This window comes from Lapillicoccus sp., assembly GCF_025353065.1.
Taxonomy (GTDB): Bacteria; Actinomycetota; Actinomycetes; order Actinomycetales; family Dermatophilaceae; genus Lapillicoccus.
This window is the reverse complement of the sequence record NZ_JANXRJ010000037.1, coordinates 25,078-49,686: the sequence shown is the minus strand read 5'-3', so window position 1 is coordinate 49,686 and position 24,609 is coordinate 25,078. Positions and strand designations below refer to the sequence as shown.

The following is a 24,609-nucleotide window of genomic DNA, read 5'->3' as shown; positions in this document are numbered from 1 at the left end:
CTCACCGCGGATGCGCGACCTCGACAGTGGGTCGGGGGCGCAGGGCCCAGAAGGCGACCGCGCTCGCGGCCGCGACGTTGAGCGAGTCGACACCGCCGGCCATCGGGATCCGGACGGCGAGATCAGCCCCCTCGACCGTCGCCCGGGCCAAGCCATCACCCTCCGTGCCGAGGACGAGGGCGAGGCGGTCGGGCGGGACGGCCGCAAGCTTCTCGAGCGACACGGCGTCGTCGGTCAACGCGAGGGCGGCCACCGTGAAGCCGTGCGCCCGCAAGACGTCCATCCCCGCCGGCCACGGATCGATGCGGGTCCACGGCACCTGGAAGACGGTGCCCATGGACACTCGGATCGAGCGACGGTAGAGCGGGTCGGCGCACCGGGGAGTGACGAGCACGGCGTCGACACCGAGGGCCGCGGCCGCGCGGACTATCGCACCGACGTTGGTGTGGTCGACGATGTCCTCGAGCACGGCGACCCGGCGGGCGTCCGTCAGGAGCGACTCGAGCGACGGCAGCTCCGGCCGCTGCATCGCGGCCAGGGCGCCGCGGTGGAGATGGAAGCCGGTCAGCCGTTCGATCACCTCGTGCTCCCCGACGAACACCGGTATGCCGTCGGCCTCCGCGGCGGCGACCACGTCGGCGAGGTCGGTCAGCCAGCGGCGGGCCATCAGATAGGACCGCGGCCGGTGCCCGGCCGCGAGGGCCCGGCGGATCACCTTCTCGGACTCGGCGATGTAGAGGCCGCGCTCGGGTTCGGTGCGCCGTCGGAGCGCGACATCGGTCAGGCCCACGTAGTCGGAGAGCGGCTCGTGCGCGAGCAGGTCGGCGCTCCCGACGTCGAGATCGGTGATCTCGATGATCCCGCCGATCCTCACGATGCCGCCGATCCCGCTGGTCCCGTCAGCCATCAGCGCACGCCGCTCAGGAGAACCAGATCAGCTTCACGATGGCGACCACGCCGATCGTGATGATGAGGGCACGCAGCGCGTTGGGCGGGATGCGACGACCGACCTTCGCCCCGATGATGCCCCCCAGGAAGGACCCCAGCCCGATGAAGAGCACGATGAGCCACGTGATGTGGTCGCGTGCGAAGAGGATGAACAGCACGGCCGCGACGAAGTTGACGATGAGGCTGAGGACGTTCTTGTAGCCGTTGAGCCGCTGCAGCGGCTCGGAGCTGAGGGCCGAGAGGATCCCCATGAGGAGCACTCCCTGCGCGGCTCCGAAGTAGCCGCCGTACACCCCGGCAACGAAGACCCCGACGGCGATCGCCCACCGGTGCCAGGACGGCGCCGCCTCGCCCTCGGCCCTGTCGGCGGCCCGCTTCTGGAGGCGTGGGCCGATGAGGACGAGGACGAGGGCGATCGCGATGAGCACCGGGACGATGGCCTTGAAGGCGTCGGCCGGCAGGACGAGCAGCAGCGACGCGCCGATGACCGATCCGACGAAGGACAGGGGAATCATCCGCCGCAGGGTCGCCGACTGCCCGGTCAGCTCCTTGCGGTATCCATAGCTCCCGGTGATGCCCCCGGCGACGAGACCGATGTTGTTGCTGACGTTGGCGGTCAGGGCCGGGAATCCGAGGAACAGCAGGATCGGGAAGGTCACCAGGGTGCCGGACCCGACGATGGTGTTGATCCCACCGGCGAAGACCCCCGCCGCGAACACGGCGATCATCTCGGGCCACGACACCTCCTCACCCTACCGACGGCTGAGCGGATCGCGCGTCCGGTCCTGGGCTAGGAGCCGGTCGACACCGACCGCAGAGCGGCGAGGGACGACGAGTCGGTGAAGTACCACTGCTTGTCGATGCCGTTCTCGGGATACCAGAAGATCCATCCGGCGAAGTTGTTCGCGGTGAGGTAGTCGTGGTCGGCCCGGATGACTGAGGGGCGCTGGTCCCCTGATCCCGGCACGGTGGTGCTGCCCCGGCCGTACTCGGTCACGTAGAGGGGGACGCCGTAGGTCTTGGCGATGGCGTACCAGCTCTGGAACTCGGCGACCTGGGTCAACGGCACGACCGCGTTCCTGGCGCCAGCGCCCGTGCGGTAGGAGTCGAAACCGAGCCAGTCGACACTACCCTTCGGCGGGAGGAAGCCTCCGCCGTAGCCGGGGTTGCCCTCCCGCCACTGGAAGCCTCCGGAGATCATCCCGAACTTCACCGAAGCTCGAGCCTGGTGCGCTGCGGCGTACTCCTTGACGAACGCGTTCCGATAGCCGGCGGGGGTGAAGCCGTCCTTCGGGCCTTCGGGCTCGTGGTGCCAGGTGATGAGGTCCTGCTTGCGCATCGTCGCGACGTAGGCGGCCAGGTTCTTCTGGGGTGTCTTGTAGGACACGACGTCGACCCCGCCCTTGGGGGTGATCGGCTGCTCGCTCGTCGGCAGCGTCCCGTAGAAGGCCCGGGTGATGTCCCAGGGGCCCTTCGCGGCACTCGCGTTGCGGAACGAGGAAGCCAGCTCGGGCCCGGTGGAACCCACGGTCCGAACCCTGGCACCGACTCGCAGCCGGGCAAGGGTGGTGGCCGAGGCTGAGGCCGGCGCCGCGCCGACGACCGCGAGGGAGAGGGCCCCGAGCCCACTGACGACCAACAGGGAACGCCGCGTGAGGCCGGCGCGAGGGAGGGAGTCCCGCGCAGCGCGCGGGTCGGAAGCTGAATGCATGTGAATCTCCAGGGGGCTGGTGGCGACGCCCAGTCAGGCGCCACACCCAGTCCACCTCGGAGACGACAGGAGGCATATCGTCCTAAACGTCCGATTTACCCCACTTTCAGCCCCTTGAACAACCCCCGACCTCCGAGGCCGCGAAGGACACGCGAGGCCCTCGTCTCCGCCTCACGCCAACGGCGGCGCGACCTCGGGGTGCTGCGGCGCCGGGCCCGGCTGCGTCGTCGGGGCGGCCGGCTGCGCCAGCGGTTCGGCGACGGGAGGAGCCACGACCGGAGCCACCAGCGGCGCGACCGCGGCGTGTCGCGACATGGTCGGCGACGCGTGCATCGTCGCCTCGGCGCTGGCCTGGCCCGCCTGACCACGTGCCTCGGCCAGCGCCTTGGCCGGGTCCTCGAGCGCCGTGTCGGCGAAGACGTTGTCCTCCGGACCGAAGTCCGCCTCGGCGAGCTGGTCCTCGTCGTCGTTGCCCATCAACGGTTTGTCGCCACCGAGCGCGCCGCTGATGCCGCGCAGGGCGTCGGTCACCTCGCTGGGGATGATCCACATCTTGTTGGAGTCGCCGCGGGCCAGCTGCGGCAGCACCTGGAGGTACTGGTAAGCGAGCAGGCGCTGGGTCGGCTTGCCGCGGTGGATGGCCGCGAAGACCTGCTGGATGGCGCGGGACTGACCCTGGGCCTCGAGGATCCGGGCCTGTGCCGAGCCCTCGGCCCGCAGGATCTGCGACTGCTTCTCACCCTCTGCGGTGAGGATCGCCGCCTGCTTGACGCCCTCGGCGTTGAGGATCGTCGCACGCCGGTCGCGCTCGGCGCGCATCTGCTTCTCCATGGAGTCCTGGACGGAGTGGGGCGGGTCGATCGCCTTGAGCTCGACGCGGTTGACGCGGATGCCCCAGCGTCCGGTCTCCTGGTCAAGGACCCCGCGTAGTTGCGCGTTGATCTGGTCACGTGAGGTGAGCGCCTGCTCGAGGTCGAGCGAGCCGATGACGTTACGCAGTGTGGTGACGGTCAGCTGCTCGATGCCCTGGATGAAGTTGGCGATCTCGTAGACAGCCGACTTCGCGTCGTTGACGGTGTAGTAGATGACCGTGTCGATGCTCACGACGAGGTTGTCGGAGGTGATCACCGGCTGCGGCGGGAACGTCACGACCTGCTCGCGCAGGTCGATGTTGGCGCGCACCTTGTCGACGAAGGGGATGAGCATGTGCATCCCGTCGTCGAGGGTGCGGCTGTAGCTCCCCAGCCGCTCGACGATCTGTGCCGTCTGCTGCGGCACGATCCTGATGGTCCGAGCGATGACGATGACGGCGAAGATGACGAGCAGGACCACGACCACGAGGGTCAGGACGCTTCCGTTCACCGGTGCCTCTTTTCCGCCGACCCCCTGGGCCGGCCATTGATGGGCGCCGGACCGGTGTCGGTCCGGCGAAGTCTGGGTGGTGCCGGTATGCCGCCTAGTCGAGCCGGTCGCTCGGGCGCGGCGCGTCGGACGGCGCGTCGGAAGGCGTGGCCGGCGGTGGGTCCGGTGGCACGAGCGCGGTGACGACGGCGGTCGCGCCCTCGATGCGGACGACCCGCACCTCGGCGCCGGCCTCGGACTCCTCACCGTCGAGTCCCTTGGCCGACCAGGTGGCCCCGCCGATCTTCACCCGGCCGGAGGTCTCGGTGACCGACTCGATGACGGTCGCCGACCGACCGGCATACGACGCGGTCCCCATGGGCACCCGGGGGCCACGGGTGAGGCGGGCCTTGGCCCGCGGCCGCACGACGCCGAGGAGCACGCCCGACCCGGCGACCGCGACGACGACCTGCAGTGGGAAGCCCGCGCCCAGGGCGGCAGCGACAGCGCCCCCGACGGCGCCGCCCGCAAGCATGAGGAACACGAGGTTCACGGTCGCGACCTCGAACGCGCCGAGGGCGAGGGCGACCGCGACCCAGGCCAGCCATCCGTAGTTGTCGAGCACCTGCTGACCTCCCCTACGCGGCGCCGCAACGGGCCACGTCAATCAGTATGACGTCTGGTCGCGTGGTCCGGTTCCGGAGGTCAGTGCGAGTCCGGCTCGTCGGCCGGACCGGCCGCAGGGGGCGCCGGGTCGGCGGCCCGGGCCGCCCAGCGCTCGCCGTGGCGTTCGAGGACGAGGGGCAGCCCGAAGGTGGCGGAGAGGTTCGAGGCGGTGAGCATTATCTCGATCGGACCGGCCGCGACGACCCGGCCCCCGCGCAGCAGCAGGACGTCGGTGAAACCGGGGGGGATCTCCTCGACGTGGTGGGTCACGAGGACCAGCGCGGGCGCCGTCGTGTCCGCGGCGAGCCGTCCCAGACGCGCCACGAGATCCTCCCGCCCGCCGAGATCGAGACCCGCGGCCGGCTCGTCGAGCAGCATCACCTCGGGGTCGGTCATCAGGGCACGCGCGATCTGGACGCGCTTGCGCTCGCCCTCGCTGAGGGTGCCGTAGCGGCGGTCGGCGAGATGCCCCACGCCCAACGCCGCGAGCAGCTCCATGGCCCGCACGTAGTCCTGCGTGTCGTACTCCTCGCGCCACCGACCGACGATCGCGTAGGAGGCCGTGACGACGACGTTGCCGACGAGCTCGTCGGCGGGGATGCGCTCGGCGATCGCCACGCTGGCCAAGCCGATGCGGGGACGGAGCTCGAACACGTCGACCGCTCCGAGCACCTCGCCGAGGATGCCGACGACGCCGCGCGTGGGGTGGATCCGCGCGGAGGCCAGCTGCAGCAACGTCGTCTTGCCGGCACCGTTGGGCCCGAGCACGACCCACCGCTCCCCCTCCTCGACCTCCCAGGTGATGTCGTCGAGGAGCAGGTTGCCTGCGCGCTCCACGCACACACCGGCGAAGGCGAGGACGTCGCTCATGCGGATCACCCTAGTGGCGGTGCGTGACGAGGTTGGCCGACGGGCTGGGCTCCTGGTCGGTGCCCTAGTCGAGACAGAACTCGTGGCCCTCGACGTCCCGCATCACGATGCAGGACTCGTTGACGCCATCGGCTTCCAGGAGTCGCTCGCGCACCGCGCCGAGCGCGACGAGTCGTGCGCACTCGGCTTCGAGGGTGGTCAGGCGCTCCTCACCCACGAGCCCGGCGCCGGCGCGCACGTCGAGATGGACCCGGTTCTTGACGACCCTGCCCTCGGGAACGCGCTGGAAGAACAGTCGCGGGCCCACCCCGGACGGGTCGACGCAGGCGAATGCGGAGCCCTGGTCCTCCGGCGGCAGCGAGCCGTCGAACGCGGCCCACGACGCGAACCCCTCGGGTGGCGGCGGAACGACATAACCGAGCACCTCGCACCAGAACCGAGCGACGCGCTCGGGTTCGGCGCAGTCGAAGGTGACCTGGAACTGCCGGAGCGTCGCCATCGACCCACCCTAGCGACGCGACGCGCCGGTGCGGCTTCCTTAGAATGAGGGGATGTCCTCCCTGCCCCTGTCGGTCCGGCTCGCCCTCTGGGTGACCGCGTCCTGGCACGGGGACGTGGCCCTCGAGCAGGCGATGGCGGTCGCGCACCCCGACATCGACCACGTGACGGGCGATCTGGCGCGCGTCTCGCTCTGGCGCGACTTCGGCGAGAGTGCGTTGCTGGTGGCCCTCCCCCGGCCCGGCGACGTCACCGGTATGCCGCCCACCTCCGGTGACACGGCGGCCGAGGCCGCGGTCGCCGGCGAGTGCGTCTTCGTCCCGGGGATGGGAGGGATGCTCGTCCCGACCCTCAGTGCCTTCGGACCCGAAGGCGACGAGGGCACGGCGGCCGAGTGGACGGCATACGACAGCGAGCCGATGGCCCGGCACGTCCTCGAGGCCATCGACCTCGGGGACGTCGAGCGCACTCTCGCCCTCACCGTCTCGGAGTGGGCCACCGCACTGGAGTCCGTGGACGGTCGACCCTGGTCAAGCGGTCCGCGCGACGAGGCCGAGCGGAGGCTCGGCCGCGACCCCTGGGGCCTGCCCGCCGGCATACCGCCTCGCGCGGTCCGGGTGATGACGTCGGCGGCCCGCGTCGCGATCATCGCCGAGGAGGGGCTGCGCAATGCGGCCGCCGGCCCGACCCTCGACGTCCATTCCTCGTCGCGGCGCGAGATCGGGCTGCGACGGCTCGAGTCGGCCGCCGACACCGCCCTCGCCGGCGCGACCAACATCGCCGTGATGGCCCTCGCCGGCTGGCGACCGGCTTAGTCCCGCAGCACTCTTCGCGGGCTCAGGTCGCGCCGAGGACCTGCTGGTAGACCGCCATGGTGCGATCGCCGATGGACTCCCAGGAGAAGTGCGCGATGGCGCGCTCGCGGCCGGCGACGCCCATCTGCCGCGCGCGCTCCGGGTCGGAGACCGCCTCGGTGAGGGCCGCCGCGAGGGTGGCGACGAAGGCGTCGGGGTCGACCGGCGTGCCGCTGCCGTCCTCGACCTGCTCGATCGGCACGAGCCACCCGGTCTCCCCGTCGACGACGACCTCGGGGATGCCGCCGGTCGCCGTCGCCACCACGGCGAGCTCGCAGGCCATCGCCTCGAGGTTGACGATCCCGAGCGGCTCGTAGACCGACGGGCAGGCGAAAACCGTTGCGGCAGAAAGCAGAGCGACGACCTCGTGCCGCGGCAGCATCTCGGGGATCCAGACGACCCCGTCGCGGCCCGACCTGAGCTCGGTCATCAGGCTCTCGACCTCGGCCAGGATCTCGGGGGTGTCGGGGGCTCCGGCGCAGAGCACGAGCTGCACCTCGGGGGGCAGGGCGGCGGCCGCGCGCAGCAGGTAGGGCAGGCCCTTCTGCCGTGTGATCCGGCCGACGAAGATCACCGACGGACGGGCGGGGTCGATGCCGTGCCGGGCGACGACGGCCGCGTCCTCCGCCTTCTGCCAGAGCTGCGAGTCGATGCCGTTGTGGACCACGTGGACACGATCTTCGTCGAGGGAGGGATAGGCGCGCAGGATGTCGGCGCGCATACCGGCACTGACGGCGACGACCCCGGCCGCGCCCTCGTAGGCCGACCGTTCGGCGAAGGACGAGACGCGGTAGCCCCCGCCGAGCTGCTCCGCCTTCCACGGGCGCATCGGCTCGAGGGAGTGGGCGGTGACGACGTGCGGCATACCGCCGAGGAGGGAGGCGAGGTGGCCGCCGAAGTTGGCGTACCAGGTGTGCGAGTGGACGAGGTCGGCGCCGACGCAGTCCTGCGCCATCAGCAGGTCGACCCCGAGGGTCGCGATCGCGGCGTTGGCTGCGGTGAGCTCCACGAGGTCGGCGTATGCCGTGGTGTCGGCCTCGTCGCGCGGCGCACCGAAGCAACGGACCTGGACCTCGAGGTCCCCCCGCGAGCGCAGGGCCCGGACCAGCTCGGCGACGTGGACACCCGCGCCTCCGTATACCGCCGGGGGATATTCCTTGCTGAGGATGTCGACGCGCACGGCCCGACCCTAGCCCTGCAGAACGCGGCGTGTCGTAGGTATCGCTGCCGGGCCTCGTGGACCCTAGGGTGAGCCCATGGCGCGACGGACGCAGAATCCCAAGGTGTTGGCGATCGTCCTGGCCGGCGGGGAGGGCAAACGACTGATGCCCCTGACGGCCGACCGGGCGAAACCGGCTGTGCCCTTCGGCGGCATCTACCGCCTCATCGACTTCGCGCTGTCCAACGTCGTCAACTCGGGCTACCTCAAGGTCGTCGTGCTGACGCAGTACAAGTCGCACAGCCTCGACAAGCACGTCACCTCGCTGTGGCGGATGTCGACGCTGCTCGGCAACTACGTCGCGCCGGTGCCGGCGCAGCAGCGGGTCGGCAAGGACTGGTACCTCGGCAGCGCCGACGCCATCTTCCAGAGCCTCAACCTGCTCGCCGACGAGCGGCCCGACATCGTCGTCGTGGTCGGGGCCGACCACGTCTACCGCATGGACTTCTCGCAGATGGTCGACCAGCACGTCGAGACCGGGGCCGGGGTCACGGTCGCCGCGATCCGTCAGCCGATCCATCTCGCCGACCAGTTCGGCGTCATCGAGGTGGATGACGACGACCGGCGCAAGATCGGGGCCTTCCGCGAGAAGCCCACCGACGCCAAGCCGCTGCCCGACGCCCCCCACGAGGTCCTTGCGTCGATGGGCAACTACGTCTTCGACGCCGAGACGCTCATCGACGCGGTGACGAGCGACCACGACCGCATGGGCAGCATGCACGACATGGGCGGCGACATCGTGCCGGCCTTCGTGGCGGCCGACGACGCCTACGTCTACGACTTCAAGGACAACGTCGTGCCGGGCTCGACCGAGCGGGACCAGGGTTACTGGCGCGACGTCGGCACGATGGACTCCTACTACGAGGCCAACATGGACCTCATCTCGGTCCACCCGATCTTCAACCTTTACAACTACGAGTGGCCGATCTACACCTCGACCGGGTCGCTGCCGCCGGCCAAGTTCGTCCACGGCCACGGGGACCGCGTCGGTGAGGCCCGCAACTCGGCCGTCTCCCCCGGTGTCGTCATCTCGGGGGGCCAGGTCAGCGGGTGCGTCATCGCCCCGCGCGTCAACGTGCACTCCTACGCCTCGATCGTCGACAGCGTCATCCTCGACGGCGTCGACGTCGGGCGCTACGCGACGATCCGGCGGGCCATCATCGACAAGAACGTCGTCGTGCCGGAGCACGCCGAGATCGGCGTCAACCACGACCACGACCGCGAGCGGGGGTTCTCCGTCACCGACTCCGGCATCGTCGTGGTCGGGAAGGGGAAGAAGGTCCCGCTCTGAACGACGAGCAGGGCTCCAACGAGCGGACGCTTGCGGTCTACGAGCAGCACGCGCAGACCTACCGCGACCAGTGGGCCGGGCCGGTCAGGCCGGCCTTCGCCACCTTCCTCGCCGGCTTCGAGAAGCGCGCTCCGGAGGGCGGCATGCTCGAGATCGGTAGTGCCGGCGGCCGCGACGCCCTCGTCCTCGAGGGCTTGGGGCGCCGGGTGCGGCGCACGGACGCGACGCGCGCGTTCGTCGACCTGCTCCGGCAGGACGGGCATGCTGCGGACGTGCTCAACGTGCTGACCGACGACCTCGGCGGCCCGTATGCCGGTGTGCTGGCCGACGCGGTCTTCCTCCACCTCACCCCGGAACAGCTGGTCGGGGTCCTGCGGCGGGTCCGCGAATCCCTCTCTCCCGATGGGCTGCTCGCGTTCTCCGTCAAGATCGGCGACGGCACCGAGTGGAGCGACCACAAGCTGGGCGCGCCCCGCTTCTTCCAGTACTGGCAGGAGGGGCCGCTGCGCGGGCTGCTCGCGGGGTGCGGGTTCGACGTCCTCGACGTCACGAGGGAGACCGGTGGTGTCTGGAACTGGCTGCTCGTGACCGCCCGACCCGTTGGTGGCGTCGGCGGCGTCATGATGGGTTCATGAGTACCCCGACCGCCCACGTCCCCTCCGGCCCGGCGCGCATCGCCGTCCAGGTCCAGCCGCAGCACACCGACTACGCCTCCATCCGCCGCATCTGCGCGACGCTCGAGGAGCTCGGGGTCGACATGCTGCTCAACTGGGACCACTTCTTCCCCCTCAGCGGCGACCCCGACGGCCTGCACTACGAGTGCTGGACGATGCTCGCCGCGTGGGCCGAGGCCACCGAGCACGTGGAGATCGGGGCGCTCGTCTCCTGCAACAGCTATCGGAACCCGCAGCTGCTCGCGGACATGGCGCGCACGGTCGACCACATCAGCGCCCGGGGCGGTGAGGGCCGGCTCGTCCTCGGGATCGGGTCGGGCTGGGCCGAGCGCGACTACGACGAGTACGGCTATCCCTTCGGCACCGCCGGCTCGCGGCTCGACGACCTCGCTCGCGACCTCCCGCTCATCCGGGAACGGTGGTCGAAGCTCAACCCCGCGCCGACCCGGGACATCCCCATCCTCATCGGCGGCGGCGGCGAGAAGAAGACGCTGCGGATCGTCGCCGAGCACGCCAGCATCTGGCACACCTTCGGGGAGGCCGAGGTGATCACCCGCAAGGGCGCCGTCCTCGACGAGTGGTGCGCCACGGTGGGACGCGATCCGTCGCAGATCATCCGGTCGGCCGGGGTCGCGCCCACGCCGGGCCGGATGCCGGAGAAGGTCGACAGCTACCCCACCAACGCCCAGGCCCTGTATGACGTCGGGGTGCGGCTGTTCACGACCGGCATTTCGGGCGAGGCGTTCGACGACCCCGCGTCGCTGGACGCGGTCCGCGAGCTGATCGCCTGGCGGGACGACGTCAACGCCTGACGCGCCGCACAGAACTGGGCAGCAGACCACTTCTGGACCGGGCCCCCGCTCACGCCCCGTGCAGAACGGGGCACCTGACCACTTCTGGACCGGGCCGACGCTGACGCCCCGCACAGAACAGGGCAGCTGACCAGTTCTGTGCGCCGGCCGCCTCACCGGCATACCGGCTCGTGCGGTAGAACTTTCCTATGGCCACTACAGCACTCGGCGGAAACACCTGCGAGACCGTCGGCGAGCTCCCCGCCGTCGGGAGCAGCGCACCGCCGTTCACCCTCACCGCCTCGAACTTCTCCGAGGTCACGCTGCCTGCGGGCACCCGTACCGTGCTCAACGTCTTTCCCAGCATCGACACCGGCGTCTGCGCGGCGAGCGTCAAGAAGTTCAACGCGATCGCCGCAGGACTCGACAACACCACGGTGATCTGCGTGTCGGCGGACCTGCCGTTCGCCCTGGCCCGGTTCTGCGGGGCGGAACGCATCGACAACGTCACGGCCGCGTCGGCGTTCCGCTCGGACTTCGGCACCACCTACGGCCTGACGCTGGCCGACGGGGCGTTCCGGGGCCTCTTCGCCCGCGCCGTCGTCGTGGTCGGCGCGGACGGCACCGTCCTCCACACCCAGCTCGTCCCCGAGATCGGCACCGAGCCCGACTACGACGCCGCGGTCGCCGCCCTCGCCTGACGACGACCGCAACCCACCCCGTATGCCGCGCTAGCCTTTCGCGGTGACCCACGACGCTCCCGCCGAGCCTCCGGAGCCGCTGGGACAACCGCACGACCTGGAGGAGACCCTCCTGGTCACGATCTCGGGTGACGACCGACCGGGGGTCGCGAGCGCCCTCTTCGACGCGATCGCCGACGTCAGCGCGGAGGTGCGCGACCTCGAGCAGGTCGTCGTGCGCGACCACCTCACTCTCGCCATGCTGCTCGCCGCCGGGCCACGGACCGCGCGCCTCGAGCAGGTCGTCCGCGAGGTGGGCCGCTCCCTCGGCATGAAGGTCAAGATCAAGCACGGCACCGGCGACTCCGGCCGGCGGCGGACCGGCCGGGTGGCCGTGACGATCCTCGGTGACCCGCTGAGCGCCCGAGCCGTATCCGCCGTCACCGCACGGATCGCCGGGCACGGCGCCAACATCGACCGCATCCGCCGGCTCTCGCGCTATCCGGTGACCACGGTCGAGTTCGACGTCTCGGGAGCGGAGGTCGACCGGCTGCGCCGAGAGCTCGCGATGGAAGCGGTCATCCAGGGTGTCGACATCGCCGTCTCGGCGTCCGGCCTGGCGCGGCGCGGACGCCGGCTCGTCGTGATGGACGTCGACTCGACACTGATCCAGCAGGAGGTCATCGAGATGCTCGCGGCACACGCCGGCCGCGAGGCCGAGGTCCGCGCCGTCACCGAGCGCGCGATGGGCGGCGAGCTCGACTTCTCGGAGTCGCTGCGGCAGCGGGTCAAGGCCCTCGCGGGGCTGGACGAGTCGGTCCTGCGGGAGGTGCGCGACGCCGTCGTGCTCACCCCCGGGGCGCGGACGCTCGTCCGCACCCTCAAGCGGCTGGGCTTCACGGTCGCCCTCGTGTCGGGCGGCTTCATCGAGATCGTCGGCCCGATCGCGCAGGAGCTGCAGATCGACCACGCCGAGGCCAACCGGCTGGAGATCGTCGACGGCCGGCTCACGGGCCGGGTCCTCGGCGACATCGTCGACCGGGCCGGCAAGGCCCGCGCGCTCATCCGGTTCGCCGCCGAGGCGGGGCTGCCCCTCTCCCGCACGGTAGCCATCGGCGACGGCGCCAACGACCTCGACATGCTCGGCGTCGCCGGCCTCGGCGTCGCCTTCAACGCCAAGCCCGTCGTGCGCGAGCAGGCCGACACCGCGGTCAACGTGCCCTACCTCGACTCGGTGCTCTACCTCCTCGGCATCAGCCGCGAGGAGATCGAGGAGGCCGACGCGCTCGACGGCACTCCGACCCCCGCACCCGCGCTCCCTCCGCGCTGACTCCATAAGGTGTGTGGATGCCCCGCACGCCCACGCCGACGCGCCCCCGTCCGCGGACCCTGCTGATCATCGGCGGTGCCGAGGACAAGATGGGGCGTGCGCTCGTGCTCCGCCGCTTCGTCCGGCTCGCCGGTGGGCAGAAGTCGCGCATCGTCATCATCCCGACGGCGTCGTCGTTCGTCGACGAGGTCGTCGCGGCCTATACGGCCGTCTTCACCCGGCTCCGGGCCGGCGCGGACATCCAGGTCGTCCACGCCCCCTCCCGGGCCGCCGCCCACGATCCCGAGCTCGTCGCCCGGATCGGCAACGCCACCGGGGTGTTCTTCTCCGGCGGGAGCCAGCTCAAGCTCAGCCAGTACTACGTCGGGACCCCCGTCGGGGACGCCATCCACGCGGCATACCAGGCGGGGACGGTGATCGCGGGCACGTCGGCCGGCGCCTCGATCATGAGCCGGTTCATGATCTCGCTCGGCGACGAGGGCCTGACCCCGCGGCAGCGCGCCAGCCAGCTGACCGCCGGACTCGGGCTGCTCGAGAACGTCATCATCGACCAGCACTTCGACCAGCGCGGGCGCTACGGGCGGCTGATGTCGCTCGTCGCCAACTCCCCCAACCTCATCGGGATCGGCATCGACGAGAACACCGCGACCGAGATCCATGACGAACGGACGATGACCGTGCTGGGGGCGGGCGGGGTCTTCGTCATCGACGCGCGGGCCGCGGTGACCGACGCACCCGACGCCCGGCGCGGCGCCCCGCTGCTCGTCTCGGGAGCGGTCGTGCACTCACTGCCGATGGGCGCTACGTTCGACCTCGACGCCGCCAGGTTGATCGACTTCGTGGAGCGTCACCCGGACAAGGACGTCGGGGGTGCCTCGGCCCGCGAGCGCGCGACGCCGGGCGGCCCGGGCGACGCGTTGCGGCCGGCCTCCACCTGAGGGACCCCAGCCGTATGCCGGGACGACTCACCTCTCGACATCGATCAGCTCGGATGCGCACCACCTCGCACCACACCTCGGACCCGCTCGACCCGACCCAGGAGGTTTCGTTGGCCGCCCAGCGACCCAGCCCGACCGGCCCCCTCGCCCCGGACCTCACGATCGTCGAGTCCCGGGTCTACCGCGGGCCCAACCTCTGGTCCTACGAGCAGGCGATCCACCTCGTCGTCGACCTCGGTGTCCTCGAGGGCTACCCCACCGACACCATCCCCGGCTTCACCGACGCCCTGCTCGAGGCGCTTCCGGGCCTCGCGAGGCACGCCTGCTCACGCGGTCACGCCGGCGGTTTCGTCGAGCGGCTGCACGAGGGCACGTGGGTCGGGCACGTCAGCGAGCACATCGCGCTGCAGCTGCAGTCCGAGGCGAGCCACGACCAGCGCCGGGGCAAGACCCGGGCGGTCCGGGGAAGGCCCGGCCACTACAACGTCATCTACGGGTTCACCGACGAGACCGTCGGAATCGCCGCCGGACGCCTTGCCGTGCGGCTCGTCAACCACCTCGTGCAGGCCGAGGAGGGGTTCGACTTCGCCGAGAGCTTCGACGACTTCCTCCGGCTCGCCGAGCGCACGGCATTCGGGCCGTCGACGGCGGCGATCATCGAGGAGGCGGTGAGCCGCGACATCCCCTACATCCGGCTCAACGGCGCCTCCCTCGTCCAGCTCGGTCAAGGGGTGCACGCCCAGCGGATCCGGGCGACGATGACCTCGCGCACCGGCGCGCTGGCCGTCGACATCGCCGGCGACAAGGACCTCACCGTCAAGCTGCTCGGGTCGGCCGGGCTGCCCGTGCCGAAGCAGGCGGCGGTCCGCACGATGCGCGGACTCGTCGAGGCCGCCGAGCGGATCGGCTACCCCGTGGTGGTCAAGCCGCTCGACGGCAACCACGGCCGCGGGGTGTGCCTCAACCTGCAGAACCGCGAGGAGGTCGAGCAGGCCTTCGACATCGCGGTGGAGGAGTCCAAGCGCGGGACCATCATCGTCGAGTCGTTCGTCACCGGACGCGACTACCGCTGCCTCATCGTCGGCGGCAAGATGCAGGCCATCGCCGAGCGTGTCCCCGCCCACGTGATCGGCGACGGTCAGCACACGGTCGCGGAGCTCGTCGAGATCACCAACAGCGACCCCCGCCGCGGCGTCGGGCACGAGAAGGTCCTCACCAAGATCAAGGTGGACGCGGCCGCCGAGGCGGTCCTCGACGGTCAGGGCTTCACCCTCACCGACGTCCCGCCGACCGGCGTGATGGTCAAGCTGGCCCTCACCGGCAACATGTCGACCGGCGGCATCTCGATCGACCGCACCTTCGAGGCGCACCCCGACAACATCGACATCGCCGAGGAGGCAGCCCGGATGGTCGGGCTCGACGTCGCCGGCATCGACTTCATCTGTCCTGACATCGCCTCTCCCGTCCGCGAGACCGGGGGCGCGATCTGCGAGGTCAACGCCGCCCCGGGCTTCCGGATGCACACCCACCCGACCGTCGGCGTCCCCCAGTTCATCGCCAAGCCGGTCGTCGACCTGCTCTTCCCGCCGGGCACCCCCTCGCGGGTGCCGATCATCGCCGTCACCGGCACCAACGGCAAGACGACGACGTCGCGGATGATCGCCCACATCTTCAAGGGCATCGGCCGCAAGGTCGGCATGACCTCGACCGACGGCATCGTCATCGACGAGCGCCTCGTCATCAAGGCCGACGCGTCCGGGCCGAAGTCCGCCCGGATGGTGCTCCAGAACCCCCGCGTCGACTTCGCGGTGATGGAGGTCGCCCGCGGCGGCATCATCCGGGAGGGCCTGGGATACGACCGCAACGACGTCGCCGTCGTGACCAACATCGCGCCGGACCACCTCGGCATGGGCGGCGTCGACACCCTCGAGCAGCTCGCCGCCGTCAAGGCGGTCATCGTCGAGGCCGTGCCGCGGGACGGTTTCGCCGTCCTCAATGCCGACGACCCGCTCGTCCGTCAGATGCGGCGCCGCTGCTCCGGCGACATCGTGTGGTTCTCGCTCCAGTACCCCGGCAGCGAGAGCCGCGACTTCATCGACCGGGCCTGCCGCCGCGGTGGTCGTGCGGTCGTCCTCGAGCAGACCGACCGCGGCGACATGATCGTCATCCAGCACGGTCGCCGCGCCATGCAGCTCGCGTGGACCCACCTGCTGCCCTCGACCTTCGGCGGCGCGGCCAAGTTCAACGTCGCCAACGCGCTCGCTGCAGCCGGTGCCGCCTTCGCCGCCGGCGCCCCGCTGCACGACATCCGGCAGGGGCTGCGCACGTTCACGACGAGCTACTACCTCTCCCCCGGTCGGATGAACCTCCTCGAGGTCGACAACGTGGAGGTGTTCATCGACTACTGCCACAACCCTGCTGGGATGCGGGCGCTCGGCGAGTTCGTCGAGGGCTACACCAAGCAGCAGGCCGGTCGCACCGACCTGCGGATCCAGCGGATCGGCATGATCGGCGCCGCCGGCGACCGCCGTGACGACGACATCCGCGAGCTCGGCGCGGTCGCGGCGGAGCACTTCGACGTCATCGTCATCCGCGAGGACGTGCGGCGTCGTGGTCGCGCCGTCGGCGAGACCGCGGGCCTCGTCGCGAAGGGGGTCAAGCAGGCGATGGCGCAGGGGGCCCGGTGCCGGCAGATCTAGATCGTCCTCGACGAGATCGCCGCGGTGAACCACGTCATGGCCCGCGCCAACCCGGGCGACTTCGTCGTCATGTGCGTCGACCAGCACGCGAAGGTGGTGGCCGAGCTCGAGAACCGCACCCACGTCGCGCACGCCGGCTCGCACGCGACGGACATCGCCTCCGACCCCGATCTCGACCCGGAGCTCCTGGCGCAGTCGGCGATGGTCAACGGTGCCGAGGCCGACGCCGAGGCGTTCTCGCAGGAGGAACCGGTCTCCCACTGAGCCCCGGATCGAGGTAAAACCGCGGCCTGGGGAGCGCGGCCTGGGGAGCGCGGTGATACCTCGGGGAGGCGACGACCCCGGAGTTGAGGTAAAACCGCGGCTCAGGGAGCGCGGGTATACCTCGGGGAGGCGACGACCCCGGGGGGTTGAGGTAAAACCGCGACTCAGGGAGCGCGGTTATACCTCCTCGCGGTTCTGCCCCAGCGAGCCGCGGACGAGACGGTCAGGGGCGCGGCTCGCGCAGCTGGGCGGCATACCCGTGCAGGGCGCGCCGGTATGCCGCGGTGTCGTCGTCCGAGGCGTGGTCGACGAGCGCGTCGACGAGGTCCGCTACCGCCTCGCGCGCGTTCCCCGCGTCGGCGAGGGAGAGCGCCCGGAAGGCGACCACGGCCGCCTCGCCCGGGTGCGACCGGGCCACCTCGTCGAGCAGGACGAGCGCCTCGTCCGGCTGCCCGAGGACCCGATAGCTGGACGCCGCCTGCAGCTGGGCACGGTGCCGGTGCGGCTCACGGAGACCGTCGGCGAGCGCCTGCCGGTAGAGCGGCACCGCAGCCGCCTCGTCGCCCGCGGCGTCGAGCGTCCCCGCCCACTCGTAGACCAGGCGGGCGTCCTTCGGGTGCGCCGCGCTGAGCGCCCGGGCCAGGGGGATCCGTGCGGCCGGGTCCTCGAGCGCCCAGAGGGCCGCGATCTCCGCCTCGGACTCGTGCTCCCCGCGGGCCTGCACGACCTTGCGCCGGATCGTCCGAGCGTCGTCGGCCGTCGCCCCCAGCCCCTCGAGCCAGCGGACGTTCTCCGCCTGCTGCTCGTGCGACATGAAGGCCAGCACGTCGCCGGGGTGCACGGTCGGCAGCATCGCCTGGAGGCCCTCGAGCTCGGTGGGGTGGGAGTCGACCTCGACGACGCCGACGCGCGAGAGGCCGGCCCGCAGACGGGCGTCGAGGTGCTCGAGCGTGCGCCCGCGGAAGTACTTCGGCTTGTGGGCGATCACGACGTGGTCGGCCGACTTGCCCGCGATCTCGCCGAGGGCCTCGGTCGCCTCGTCGGGCCGGTCACCGGTGGCGCCGAGGCCGAGGTGGACGCGGGCGCCGGGGGCCTTGAGACCGTGGGCGACCTCGAGCAGCGCCTCCAGCGAGGCCTCGTTGTGGGCCAGGTCGAGGATGACCGTGGCAGACCCCTGCTCCCCGGACGCGGCGAGGACGGGCACCGAGTAGCAGTTGAGGCGCCCTTCGTTGAGGACGGGGTCGGGCGCGAAGGTGCGCAGGCCCTCGACGACGGCCGCCCGCGGCATACCGAGTCCGAGGGCGCCGGCTGCCGCCGCGAGCGCGTTGGCGATGTTGTGCCGGGAGAGTCCGGACAGCGTGACGGGGACGTCGACGATCCTGGCGAGCCGGTCGGGGTCGGCGTTGGCCGTGATCACGACGATCTCGCCGTCGAGGATGGTGATCCCCCGGCCGCCGGTCGCGAGCGACTCGCGCAGCGCCGGCGAGTCGGGGTCGAGGCTGAAGGCCCACGGCTTGGCGCGGATGCGGTGTCGCATCGCCCATACCCGGGGGTCGTCGCCGTTGAGCACGACCCACCCGGTCGGCTTGGTGATGGTCGTGACGATCGCCTTGACCTCGGCGAGCTGGTCGAGGGTGTCGATGCCCTGCAGGCCGAGGTGGTCGGCCGTGACGTTGGTGACGATGCTGACGTCGTTGGTCGAGACCCCCATCCCCCGCAGCAGCATGCCGCCCCGGGCGGTCTCCAGCACGGCGATCTCGAGGCCGGGCGTGGCGAGCACCTCGCGCGCCCCCGCCGGCCCGGAGTAGTCGCCGTCCTCGATCGTCTCCCCCATCACGACGACCCCGGAGGTCGAGCTCCACGCCGTCCTGAACCCGGCCGTCATCGAGATGTGGGCGATGATCCGGGTCGTCGTCGTCTTGCCGTTGGTGCCGGTGATCGAGACGACGGGGACGGTGGGGGCGACCACCAGGCTCGCCGGGCCGGGCTCGACGGCCCGCACCCGCGCCGCTGCCGCCTCGATGATGGCGTCGACCGCGTCCGTGCCCGCCCGGTCGGCCCGGAGCAGCTCGGCGAGGACCGGACCGAGCTGCTCGCCGGAGACCTCGCCCCAGTTGCGGTGCCGCCACGGAATGGCCACGACGATCTCGTCCACGGCGCTACCGGTGCGCGCGCGCACGGTGATCCGGCTGACGCCGACGCCGCTGGCGATCCGCCGCATGACGTGGGCGGCGAGGCGCATGACGAAGCGCTGGCGCTGCGCGCTGCCCGCCTTCCCCGGTCGCGAGGAGCCGAGCCCGACCCGGCGGGCGAGCTCGGCGGCATCCTTGCGGTCGAGCGCGAGGTAGCCGGGCACCTCGAGGCTGATCTTGACCGCGGGCCGGGTGAAGTAGAGGTTGGGCCCGTCGAGGACCCGGACCTCGGACACGGTCACTCCGGCCTGGGTCACGGCGGCTTCCGACAGGGCGGTGAGATCGGTCGCGGCAGGCGAAATCATGGCCTCAACCCTAGCTACTCGCGTGACCCCGTATGCCGCCGCGCCCGGTCCCCGGTCACTGCCCCATCGCGTGCACGCCGCCGTCGACGTGGATGATCTCGCCGGTCGTCGCGGGGAACCAGTCGGACAGCAGCGCGGCGCACGCCTTCGCGGCCGGCACCGGGTCGGTGATGTCCCACCCGAGCGGCGCGCGGTTGCCCCAGACCTTCTCGAACTCCTCGAAGCCGGGGATCGACTTCGCGGCCGTGGTGCGCAGCGGACCGGCGGAGACGAGGTTGGAGCGGATGTGGTGGAGCTTGCCGAGGTCGCGGGCGAGGTAGCGGTTCGTCGACTCGAAGGCGGCCTTCGTCACGCCCATCCAGTCGTAGACCGGCCAGGCGAACTTCGCGTCGAAGGTCAGCCCCACCAGGCTCCCCCCGGCGCTCATCAGCGGCAGCGCGGCGACGGCGAGCGCCTTGAGCGAGTAGGCGGACGCCTGCATCGCGGTCGCCACGTCGTCCCACGTGCCGTCCATGAACGAGAAGGCGCCCAGGGGGGCGAACCCGATGGAGTGCAGCACCCCGTCGACACCGTCGAGGTGCTCCGTGGTCCGCTCGGCGAGGCTGTCGAGGTGTTCCTGGTTGGTGACGTCGAGCTCGATCACCGGTGGCGTGGTCGGCAGCCGCTTGGCGATCGTGGAGGTGATCTTCATCGTCCGGCCGAAGGAGGTGAGGACCACCTGCGCGCCCTCCTGCTGGGCGATCTTCGCGACGTGGAAGGCGATGGAGGTGTCCATCAGCACGCCGGTGATGATCAGCCGCTTGCCCTCGAGGATTCCCATGGTGTCGTGCCTTTCGTGGTGGCTCAGATATCGGTGGTCGTCGGTGCGCTCCGGGGGTGCTAGTGACCCATCCCCAGGCCGCCGTCGACGGGGATGACGGCGCCGGTGAGGTAGGCCGCGCCGGGGCTGGCCAGGAAGAGCACCGTCTCGGCGATCTCCTCGACACGGCCGAGCCGGCCTGCGGGGATCGAGCTGAGGTAGCTCGCCATGACCTCCTCGCTGAGGTTGGCCGTCATGTCCGTCTCGATGAGCCCGGGTGCGACGACGTTGGCGGTGATTCCACGTCCGCCGAGCTCGCGCGACGTCGCGCGGGCCAGCCCGACGAGACCGGCCTTGCTCGAGGAGTAGTTCGCCTGCCCGGCACCGCCGGACATGCCGGCGACGCTGCCGATGAGGATGATCCGTCCCCGCCGCAGCCGGATCATCCCTCGCACCGCGCGGCGGACGCACCGGAACGCGCCGGCGAGGTTGGTGCTGATGACGTCGTCGAAGTCCTCGTCGCTCATCCGCAGCACCAGGGTGTCACGGGTGATGCCCGCGTTGCAGACGAGGATCTCGACCGGGCCGCCGAGGATCTTCTCGGCCTCGTCGAACGCGGCGTTCACCGAGGCCGTGTCGGTGACCTCGCAGCGCACGGCAGTCAGTCCCTCGGGTGCGTCGCCGCTGCGGTGGGTGATGACGACGGCGTCTCCAGCGGCGACGAACGACCTCGCGATGGCCAGCCCGATCCCCCGGTTGCCCCCGGTCACCAGGACGTTGCGCTGCGAGGGTGCGCTCGGGGTCTGCGTCATCGTGCTCACTTCCAGTGCGGTCGGTGGCGACTCGGGTCGGCCGTGGGCGGCGGCCGGGACCGCGGGACGACGCTAGTGCACTACCGCTGGGTATGCCGTCACCGCGCCACCTGTCGGGCCAGTGGTCACCTTTGCCGGCGCACGTGATCCAGCAGTCATCCGGGGTCGGAAGCGGCCGATCACGCACCGACGTAGGCTGAGGAGGTGTCAGTGAACTCGCAGCCGCAGGACGCTTTTCCGATCCACCGGCCCGACATCCAGTCGGTGACCGACGCGCCGGGGTCGGCGGCGGAGGACCAGGGCGAGCGGATGCGCCGGTACTTCACTGCGATGGGGCTGCGCGGCGTGTGCTTCGTGCTCGCGGTCGTGACCACCGGGTGGCTGCGCTGGACCTTCGTCGCGGGCGCGGTCGTCCTGCCCTACATCGCCGTGGTCCTGGCCAACGCCGTCGGACCGGTGAAGAACGGCGAGATCACCCGGGTCGACCCCCGCTCCAAGGAGACGCGTGCCCTGACCGGCACGATCGAGGACCCGAAGCCGATCGGCCCGGACGACAGCGCCCGCGCCGGCGCGTGAGTCCCGACCTGGTCTGCAGCGCGACGGGCTGTCGCCGCACGGCGACCCGCGCCCTGCTGTGGAACAACCCCACGCTGCATACGCTCGAGCGGCGCAAGGTGTGGCTCGCCTGCGCGGACCACGAGCAGTCGCTGGGCGAGTTCCTCTCTCTCCGTAGCTTCCTCAAGGACACTATCGACGTCGGGGAACTCACTGACGCCCACGGCTGAGCGGCAGAACGACTCAGCAGCTCAGGCGAGAGCCGGGTCAGCCGCCGATCGACGACATCGGCCGGGTGGGCTGGTGGAAGTCGGGCTCGCCGATGCCGTGGCCACGGGCCTTGCGCCACATCTCTCCGTTGATCAGGTCGGCGAGCTCCTGGTCGCTGGCGCCGTCCCGGAGCGGTCCGCGCAGGTCGGTCTCCTGCTCGGAGAAGAGGCAGTTGCGCACCTGCCCGTCGGCCGTGAGCCGGGCCCGGTCGCAGGTGCTGCAGAAGGGCTCGGAGACGCTCGCGATGATGCCGACCGTGGCCGGTCCCCCGTCGACGAGGAACCGCTCGGCCGGCGCGCTGCCACGGTCGGCGGCGGGCAGCGGGGTGAGGGTGAACCGCTCGGACAGCCGCTGCCGGATCTCGTCGGCGCCCACCATGACCTCGCGGTCCCAGGCGTGCTGCGCGTCGAGCGGCATCTGCTCGATGAACCGCAGCTCGTAGCCGCGGTCGAGGCACCAGGAGAGCACGTCGGCGACCGAGTCGTCGTTGATGCCCCGCATCGCGACGGCGTTGACCTTCACCGGGGTCAACCCGGCCTCCGCGGCGGCCGCAAGACCCTTCTCGACGTCGGTGAGCCGGTCTCGGCGCGTGAGCCTGCTGAAGGTCTCGCTGTCGATGGTGTCCAGACTCACGTTGACGCGGTCCAGCCCGGCGTCCGCGAGCCGTCCGGCCACCCGTTCGAGCCCGACCCCGTTGGTCGTCATGGCGATGCTCGGCCGCGGCTCAAGGGCCGCGATGCCGGCGACGACGTCCACCAGAGAGCGTCGCAGCAGCGGCTCGCCGCCGGTGAGCCGCACCTGGCGGACCCCCAGGCCGACGAACACGCCGATGACGCGCAGCAGCTCCTCGTCGGTGAGCATCTCGGCCCGGGGCATCCACGGCAGGCCCTCGGCGGGCATGCAGTAGGTGCAGCGCAGGTTGCAGCGGTCGGTCACCGACACCCGGAGATCACGGGCCACGCGTCCGAACGTGTCGGCAAGGCCGGCCCCTCCGGTGGGGCGCGTCCGTGGCATCGGGAGACTGGTCATTACCCGGCATTCTAGGCGCTCCGTCCGACAGGTACCGTCAGGTAGTGATCCGTACGCTGTTCACCCCCAGGTGGCTGCTCGCGCTCCTCGTCGCGATCGTCTTCGCCGGGGTGTGCGTGCTCCTCGGGCGGTGGCAGTGGGGCCGCTACGAGGACAAGCAGGTGAAGGCCGACACGGTCACCTCGCACTACGCCGCCACTCCCGTGCCCCTGGCCTCGGTCGAGGGGCGGCTCCCGCTCGCCGAGACCGGCGAGTGGACCCGGGTGACGACCGCCGGCTCGTATGCCGCGCAGCAGCAGCTGCTCGTCCGCAACCGCGCGCTCGACGGCGCCCCGGGGCTCGAGGTCCTCGTCCCCCTGGACCTTCGTGACGGCTCCGGGCGGCGGCTGCTCGTCGACCGCGGCTGGGTCCAGAACGCCGACTCGGCCGCCCAGCTCCCGAGCGTGCCCACCGCCCCGGACGGCACCGTCACGGTCCAGGGCTGGTTGCGGCGCCCCGAGGTGACCCTCGGCAAGGACCTCCCGGCCGGACAGCTCGCCAGCATCAACGTCGGGGACGCCGAGGCCCAGGTCGGCGGTGACCTGCTGCCGACGTATCTCATCCTGGAGTCCGAGCGGACGGCCGCCGGGGCGACGCCCGCCCGGCCGACGCCCCTGGCGCTCCCCGATACCGACCTCGGACCCAACCAGGCGTATGCGTTCCAGTGGTGGTTGTTCTCGGTGTTCGGCTTCGTCTTCTACGGCTACCGGATCCGGACGATGCGCGAGGGACAGCGACCCGAGGTCGAGCCGGCGCCTGGCTCATCGCCGTCGTCCGAGGCGGAGCTCGTCGCCGCCGGGTCGATGGTGCCCGCCACCCGACCGAAGAAGGTGCGGATCTGGGACGAGGAGGACTCCTGAGACCGGCGCGTCAGGACGCGCTGGCGACGCTCTCGTCGAGCCGGGACCTGACGAGGTCGTGGACGATCTCGTCGAGCCGAGCCGCGACGAGATCGCGCACGACGTCGTCGGGGACGGGGTGCTGGGCGGTGAAGCGGATCGTGCCCCTGGAGAGGGAGAATCCCTCGAGCCGGCTGCTCACCCGCTCGATCGCCTCGGGGCTGAACGGGAAGAGGCTGAGGTGGCCCTTGGCCGCGACCAGGCCGAGCAGCGGCCGTCCGGCCAGTCGGAAGGCGGGCACGCCGTAACAGCGGCCCTGCTCCACGTCGGGCGCGACCTCGACGACGAGGCCCGCGACATGGGCGAAGGCGGCGGCATCCGGTGCCTCGAGCCCGGCGATGAACTGATCGATCTGCCCCATGCGGCGAACGCTAGTCCCGAGGACCGACAATGACGAGGCCCGCGCGCCCGGTCGTTGCCGACGCAACGAGCGGACACACGGGTCCCGGGCTCCTGATCTAGCGCTTCAGCCCAGCATCAGGCTCCCGCGGCAGGTCTCCCCCGTCATGGCGTTCATGGCCGTCGCGACCAGCGTGTCGGCTCCCGCCCGGTCGGCGATCTTGCGGTCGACGGAGAACGACCCGCTGGGGCCTGCCGTCATCCGGGTGCCGGCGAAGACGCGAGCCCCGTTGTCGGCGATCTTCACGGCCCAGGTCTGACCCGAGACGTTGGAGTCCACCTGGAACTCGATCTCGAGGCGGCTGTCGGCGGGCTTGGCCTTGAGCTTCCAGTCGGTGGACGCGCTGCAGCTGCCCGACGCGCGGACGACGCCGCCACCGCCCTGGGCCGAAGCGGTCGGGACGGCGAGCGTGAGCAGCCCGAGGGCGAGTGCGGCGGCGCTGGTGGTGACGAGGGTGGTGCGCATGAGGAGCTCCCAGGTGAGGAGGGACGGACGGCCCGTCCCGGTAAGAGAACCCTCGCGTCCCCCATGGGCG

General features: G+C 71.2%; 26 protein-coding genes. 12 read left to right on the top strand and 14 right to left on the bottom strand.

The window, feature by feature from the left end; all coding sequences use genetic code 11:
* Position 1: 1 nt before the first annotated feature.
* The 7 genes from Q0R63_RS03660 to Q0R63_RS03630 all read right to left on the bottom strand — a co-directional run bounded on the left by Q0R63_RS03660 (position 2) and on the right by Q0R63_RS03630 (position 6,035).
* Complete coding sequence (locus Q0R63_RS03660) at positions 2–907, bottom strand: RNA methyltransferase (RefSeq protein WP_295694143.1); 906 nt, start codon at positions 905–907, stop codon at positions 2–4.
* A gap of 13 nt (positions 908–920) precedes the next feature.
* Entirely contained in the window at positions 921–1,691 is a 771-nt protein-coding gene (locus Q0R63_RS03655) for a sulfite exporter TauE/SafE family protein (protein ID WP_295694140.1), read from the bottom strand.
* A 47-nt stretch (positions 1,692–1,738) separates the two neighbouring features.
* Complete coding sequence (locus Q0R63_RS03650) at positions 1,739–2,476, bottom strand: hypothetical protein (protein ID WP_295694137.1); 738 nt, start codon at positions 2,474–2,476, stop codon at positions 1,739–1,741.
* 354 nt (positions 2,477–2,830) lie between these two features.
* Complete coding sequence (locus tag Q0R63_RS03645; RefSeq protein ID WP_295694133.1) at positions 2,831–4,021, bottom strand: SPFH domain-containing protein; 1,191 nt, start codon at positions 4,019–4,021, stop codon at positions 2,831–2,833.
* 94 nt (positions 4,022–4,115) lie between these two features.
* On the bottom strand, positions 4,116–4,625 hold the full coding sequence (locus tag Q0R63_RS03640) for an NfeD family protein (protein WP_295694131.1): 510 nt from the start codon (positions 4,623–4,625) through the stop codon (positions 4,116–4,118).
* A gap of 80 nt (positions 4,626–4,705) precedes the next feature.
* Positions 4,706–5,536, bottom strand: coding sequence for an ABC transporter ATP-binding protein (locus Q0R63_RS03635; protein WP_295694128.1), 831 nt, complete (start codon positions 5,534–5,536; stop codon positions 4,706–4,708).
* Between the two features lie 64 nt (positions 5,537–5,600).
* Positions 5,601–6,035, bottom strand: a complete 435-nt coding sequence (locus Q0R63_RS03630; RefSeq protein WP_295694124.1) for a VOC family protein — start codon at positions 6,033–6,035, stop codon at positions 5,601–5,603.
* A gap of 52 nt (positions 6,036–6,087) precedes the next feature.
* Between Q0R63_RS03630 and Q0R63_RS03625 the strand changes: the two genes are divergently transcribed.
* Positions 6,088–6,849, top strand: a complete 762-nt coding sequence (locus Q0R63_RS03625; protein ID WP_295694121.1) for a hypothetical protein — start codon at positions 6,088–6,090, stop codon at positions 6,847–6,849.
* Positions 6,850–6,871: 22 nt separating this feature from the next.
* Here the strand turns inward: Q0R63_RS03625 and glgA are convergent, their stop codons facing one another.
* On the bottom strand, positions 6,872–8,068 hold the full coding sequence (gene glgA / locus Q0R63_RS03620) for a glycogen synthase (protein WP_295694118.1): 1,197 nt from the start codon (positions 8,066–8,068) through the stop codon (positions 6,872–6,874).
* A 76-nt stretch (positions 8,069–8,144) separates the two neighbouring features.
* On the opposite strand from glgA, the gene glgC reads away from it, so the two are divergent.
* The 8 genes from glgC to Q0R63_RS03580 all read left to right on the top strand — a co-directional run bounded on the left by glgC (position 8,145) and on the right by Q0R63_RS03580 (position 16,774).
* Entirely contained in the window at positions 8,145–9,398 is a 1,254-nt protein-coding gene (gene glgC / locus Q0R63_RS03615; RefSeq protein WP_295694114.1) for a glucose-1-phosphate adenylyltransferase, read from the top strand.
* 143 nt (positions 9,399–9,541) lie between these two features.
* Positions 9,542–10,033 (top strand): hypothetical protein, encoded by a 492-nt coding sequence (locus tag Q0R63_RS03610; RefSeq protein WP_295694111.1) that lies wholly within the window; start codon positions 9,542–9,544, stop codon positions 10,031–10,033.
* Positions 10,030–10,884, top strand: coding sequence for an LLM class F420-dependent oxidoreductase (locus Q0R63_RS03605; RefSeq protein WP_295694108.1), 855 nt, complete (start codon positions 10,030–10,032; stop codon positions 10,882–10,884). Before Q0R63_RS03610 ends, Q0R63_RS03605 begins: the two co-directional genes overlap by 4 nt.
* Positions 10,885–11,072: 188 nt before the next feature.
* On the top strand, positions 11,073–11,564 hold the full coding sequence (gene tpx, locus Q0R63_RS03600) for a thiol peroxidase (RefSeq protein WP_295694105.1): 492 nt from the start codon (positions 11,073–11,075) through the stop codon (positions 11,562–11,564).
* Positions 11,565–11,661: 97 nt separating this feature from the next.
* Complete coding sequence (serB, locus tag Q0R63_RS03595; RefSeq protein WP_366521074.1) at positions 11,662–12,873, top strand: phosphoserine phosphatase SerB; 1,212 nt, start codon at positions 11,662–11,664, stop codon at positions 12,871–12,873.
* A gap of 17 nt (positions 12,874–12,890) precedes the next feature.
* Positions 12,891–13,811, top strand: coding sequence for a cyanophycinase (locus Q0R63_RS03590; RefSeq protein ID WP_295694102.1), 921 nt, complete (start codon positions 12,891–12,893; stop codon positions 13,809–13,811).
* Positions 13,812–13,864: 53 nt separating this feature from the next.
* A complete protein-coding gene (gene cphA, locus Q0R63_RS03585; RefSeq protein WP_295694099.1) occupies positions 13,865–16,510 on the top strand; it encodes a cyanophycin synthetase in 2,646 nt (881 codons plus the stop codon).
* Between the two features lie 24 nt (positions 16,511–16,534).
* Complete coding sequence (locus Q0R63_RS03580) at positions 16,535–16,774, top strand: hypothetical protein (RefSeq protein ID WP_295694096.1); 240 nt, start codon at positions 16,535–16,537, stop codon at positions 16,772–16,774.
* Between the two features lie 223 nt (positions 16,775–16,997).
* On the opposite strand, the gene Q0R63_RS03575 is transcribed toward Q0R63_RS03580, so the two are convergent.
* Genes Q0R63_RS03575 through fabG form a run of 3 tightly spaced genes read right to left on the bottom strand, consistent with a single transcriptional unit; the run spans position 16,998 to position 20,882 of the window.
* Entirely contained in the window at positions 16,998–19,271 is a 2,274-nt protein-coding gene (locus tag Q0R63_RS03575) for a tetratricopeptide repeat protein (protein ID WP_295694094.1), read from the bottom strand.
* A gap of 55 nt (positions 19,272–19,326) precedes the next feature.
* Positions 19,327–20,091 (bottom strand): enoyl-ACP reductase FabI, encoded by a 765-nt coding sequence (gene fabI, locus Q0R63_RS03570; RefSeq protein WP_295694091.1) that lies wholly within the window; start codon positions 20,089–20,091, stop codon positions 19,327–19,329.
* A gap of 59 nt (positions 20,092–20,150) precedes the next feature.
* Positions 20,151–20,882, bottom strand: coding sequence for a 3-oxoacyl-ACP reductase FabG (gene fabG, locus Q0R63_RS03565; RefSeq protein ID WP_295694088.1), 732 nt, complete (start codon positions 20,880–20,882; stop codon positions 20,151–20,153).
* 210 nt (positions 20,883–21,092) lie between these two features.
* On the opposite strand from fabG, the gene Q0R63_RS03560 reads away from it, so the two are divergent.
* The gene (locus Q0R63_RS03560) at positions 21,093–21,458 is read left to right on the top strand and encodes a DUF3099 domain-containing protein (protein WP_295694085.1); all 366 of its coding nucleotides are present in this window, start codon (positions 21,093–21,095) and stop codon (positions 21,456–21,458) included.
* On the top strand, positions 21,455–21,667 hold the full coding sequence (locus Q0R63_RS03555) for a hypothetical protein (protein ID WP_295694082.1): 213 nt from the start codon (positions 21,455–21,457) through the stop codon (positions 21,665–21,667). Before Q0R63_RS03560 ends, Q0R63_RS03555 begins: the two co-directional genes overlap by 4 nt.
* 37 nt (positions 21,668–21,704) lie before the next feature.
* On the opposite strand, the gene moaA is transcribed toward Q0R63_RS03555, so the two are convergent.
* Positions 21,705–22,721 (bottom strand): GTP 3',8-cyclase MoaA, encoded by a 1,017-nt coding sequence (gene moaA / locus Q0R63_RS03550; RefSeq protein ID WP_295694149.1) that lies wholly within the window; start codon positions 22,719–22,721, stop codon positions 21,705–21,707.
* Positions 22,722–22,780: 59 nt separating this feature from the next.
* Between moaA and Q0R63_RS03545 the strand changes: the two genes are divergently transcribed.
* On the top strand, positions 22,781–23,635 hold the full coding sequence (locus Q0R63_RS03545) for an SURF1 family protein (RefSeq protein ID WP_295694079.1): 855 nt from the start codon (positions 22,781–22,783) through the stop codon (positions 23,633–23,635).
* 10 nt (positions 23,636–23,645) lie between these two features.
* Here Q0R63_RS03545 and Q0R63_RS03540 read toward each other — a convergent pair whose 3' ends face one another.
* Both Q0R63_RS03540 and Q0R63_RS03535 read right to left on the bottom strand, forming a co-directional pair.
* A complete protein-coding gene (locus tag Q0R63_RS03540) occupies positions 23,646–24,035 on the bottom strand; it encodes a DUF1801 domain-containing protein (RefSeq protein WP_295694075.1) in 390 nt (129 codons plus the stop codon).
* A 105-nt stretch (positions 24,036–24,140) separates the two neighbouring features.
* Positions 24,141–24,539 carry a hypothetical protein gene (locus Q0R63_RS03535; RefSeq protein WP_295694072.1) on the bottom strand — a complete coding sequence of 133 codons (399 nt, stop codon included), beginning with the start codon at positions 24,537–24,539 and terminating at the stop codon, positions 24,141–24,143.
* Positions 24,540–24,609: the final 70 nt, after the last annotated feature.

Excerpts from the sequence above, each read along its gene's own strand:
- Q0R63_RS03660 (WP_295694143.1), bottom strand. The coding sequence starts at position 907 with ATGGCTGACGGGACCAGCGGGATCGGCGGCATCGTGAGGATCGGCGGG.
- Q0R63_RS03635 (WP_295694128.1), bottom strand. The coding sequence starts at position 5,536 with ATGAGCGACGTCCTCGCCTTCGCCGGTGTGTGCGTGGAGCGCGCAGGC.
- Q0R63_RS03630 (WP_295694124.1), bottom strand. The coding sequence starts at position 6,035 with ATGGCGACGCTCCGGCAGTTCCAGGTCACCTTCGACTGCGCCGAACCC.
- Q0R63_RS03625 (WP_295694121.1), top strand. The coding sequence starts at position 6,088 with ATGTCCTCCCTGCCCCTGTCGGTCCGGCTCGCCCTCTGGGTGACCGCG.
- glgC (WP_295694114.1), top strand. The coding sequence starts at position 8,145 with ATGGCGCGACGGACGCAGAATCCCAAGGTGTTGGCGATCGTCCTGGCC.
- Q0R63_RS03610 (WP_295694111.1), top strand. The coding sequence starts at position 9,542 with ATGCTCGAGATCGGTAGTGCCGGCGGCCGCGACGCCCTCGTCCTCGAG.
- Q0R63_RS03605 (WP_295694108.1), top strand. The coding sequence starts at position 10,030 with ATGAGTACCCCGACCGCCCACGTCCCCTCCGGCCCGGCGCGCATCGCC.
- tpx (WP_295694105.1), top strand. The coding sequence starts at position 11,073 with ATGGCCACTACAGCACTCGGCGGAAACACCTGCGAGACCGTCGGCGAG.
- Q0R63_RS03590 (WP_295694102.1), top strand. The coding sequence starts at position 12,891 with ATGCCCCGCACGCCCACGCCGACGCGCCCCCGTCCGCGGACCCTGCTG.
- cphA (WP_295694099.1), top strand. The coding sequence starts at position 13,865 with ATGCGCACCACCTCGCACCACACCTCGGACCCGCTCGACCCGACCCAG.
- Q0R63_RS03575 (WP_295694094.1), bottom strand. The coding sequence starts at position 19,271 with ATGATTTCGCCTGCCGCGACCGATCTCACCGCCCTGTCGGAAGCCGCC.
- fabI (WP_295694091.1), bottom strand. The coding sequence starts at position 20,091 with ATGGGAATCCTCGAGGGCAAGCGGCTGATCATCACCGGCGTGCTGATG.
- fabG (WP_295694088.1), bottom strand. The coding sequence starts at position 20,882 with ATGACGCAGACCCCGAGCGCACCCTCGCAGCGCAACGTCCTGGTGACC.
- moaA (WP_295694149.1), bottom strand. The coding sequence starts at position 22,721 with ATGCCACGGACGCGCCCCACCGGAGGGGCCGGCCTTGCCGACACGTTC.
- Q0R63_RS03540 (WP_295694075.1), bottom strand. The coding sequence starts at position 24,035 with ATGGGGCAGATCGATCAGTTCATCGCCGGGCTCGAGGCACCGGATGCC.
- Q0R63_RS03535 (WP_295694072.1), bottom strand. The coding sequence starts at position 24,539 with ATGCGCACCACCCTCGTCACCACCAGCGCCGCCGCACTCGCCCTCGGG.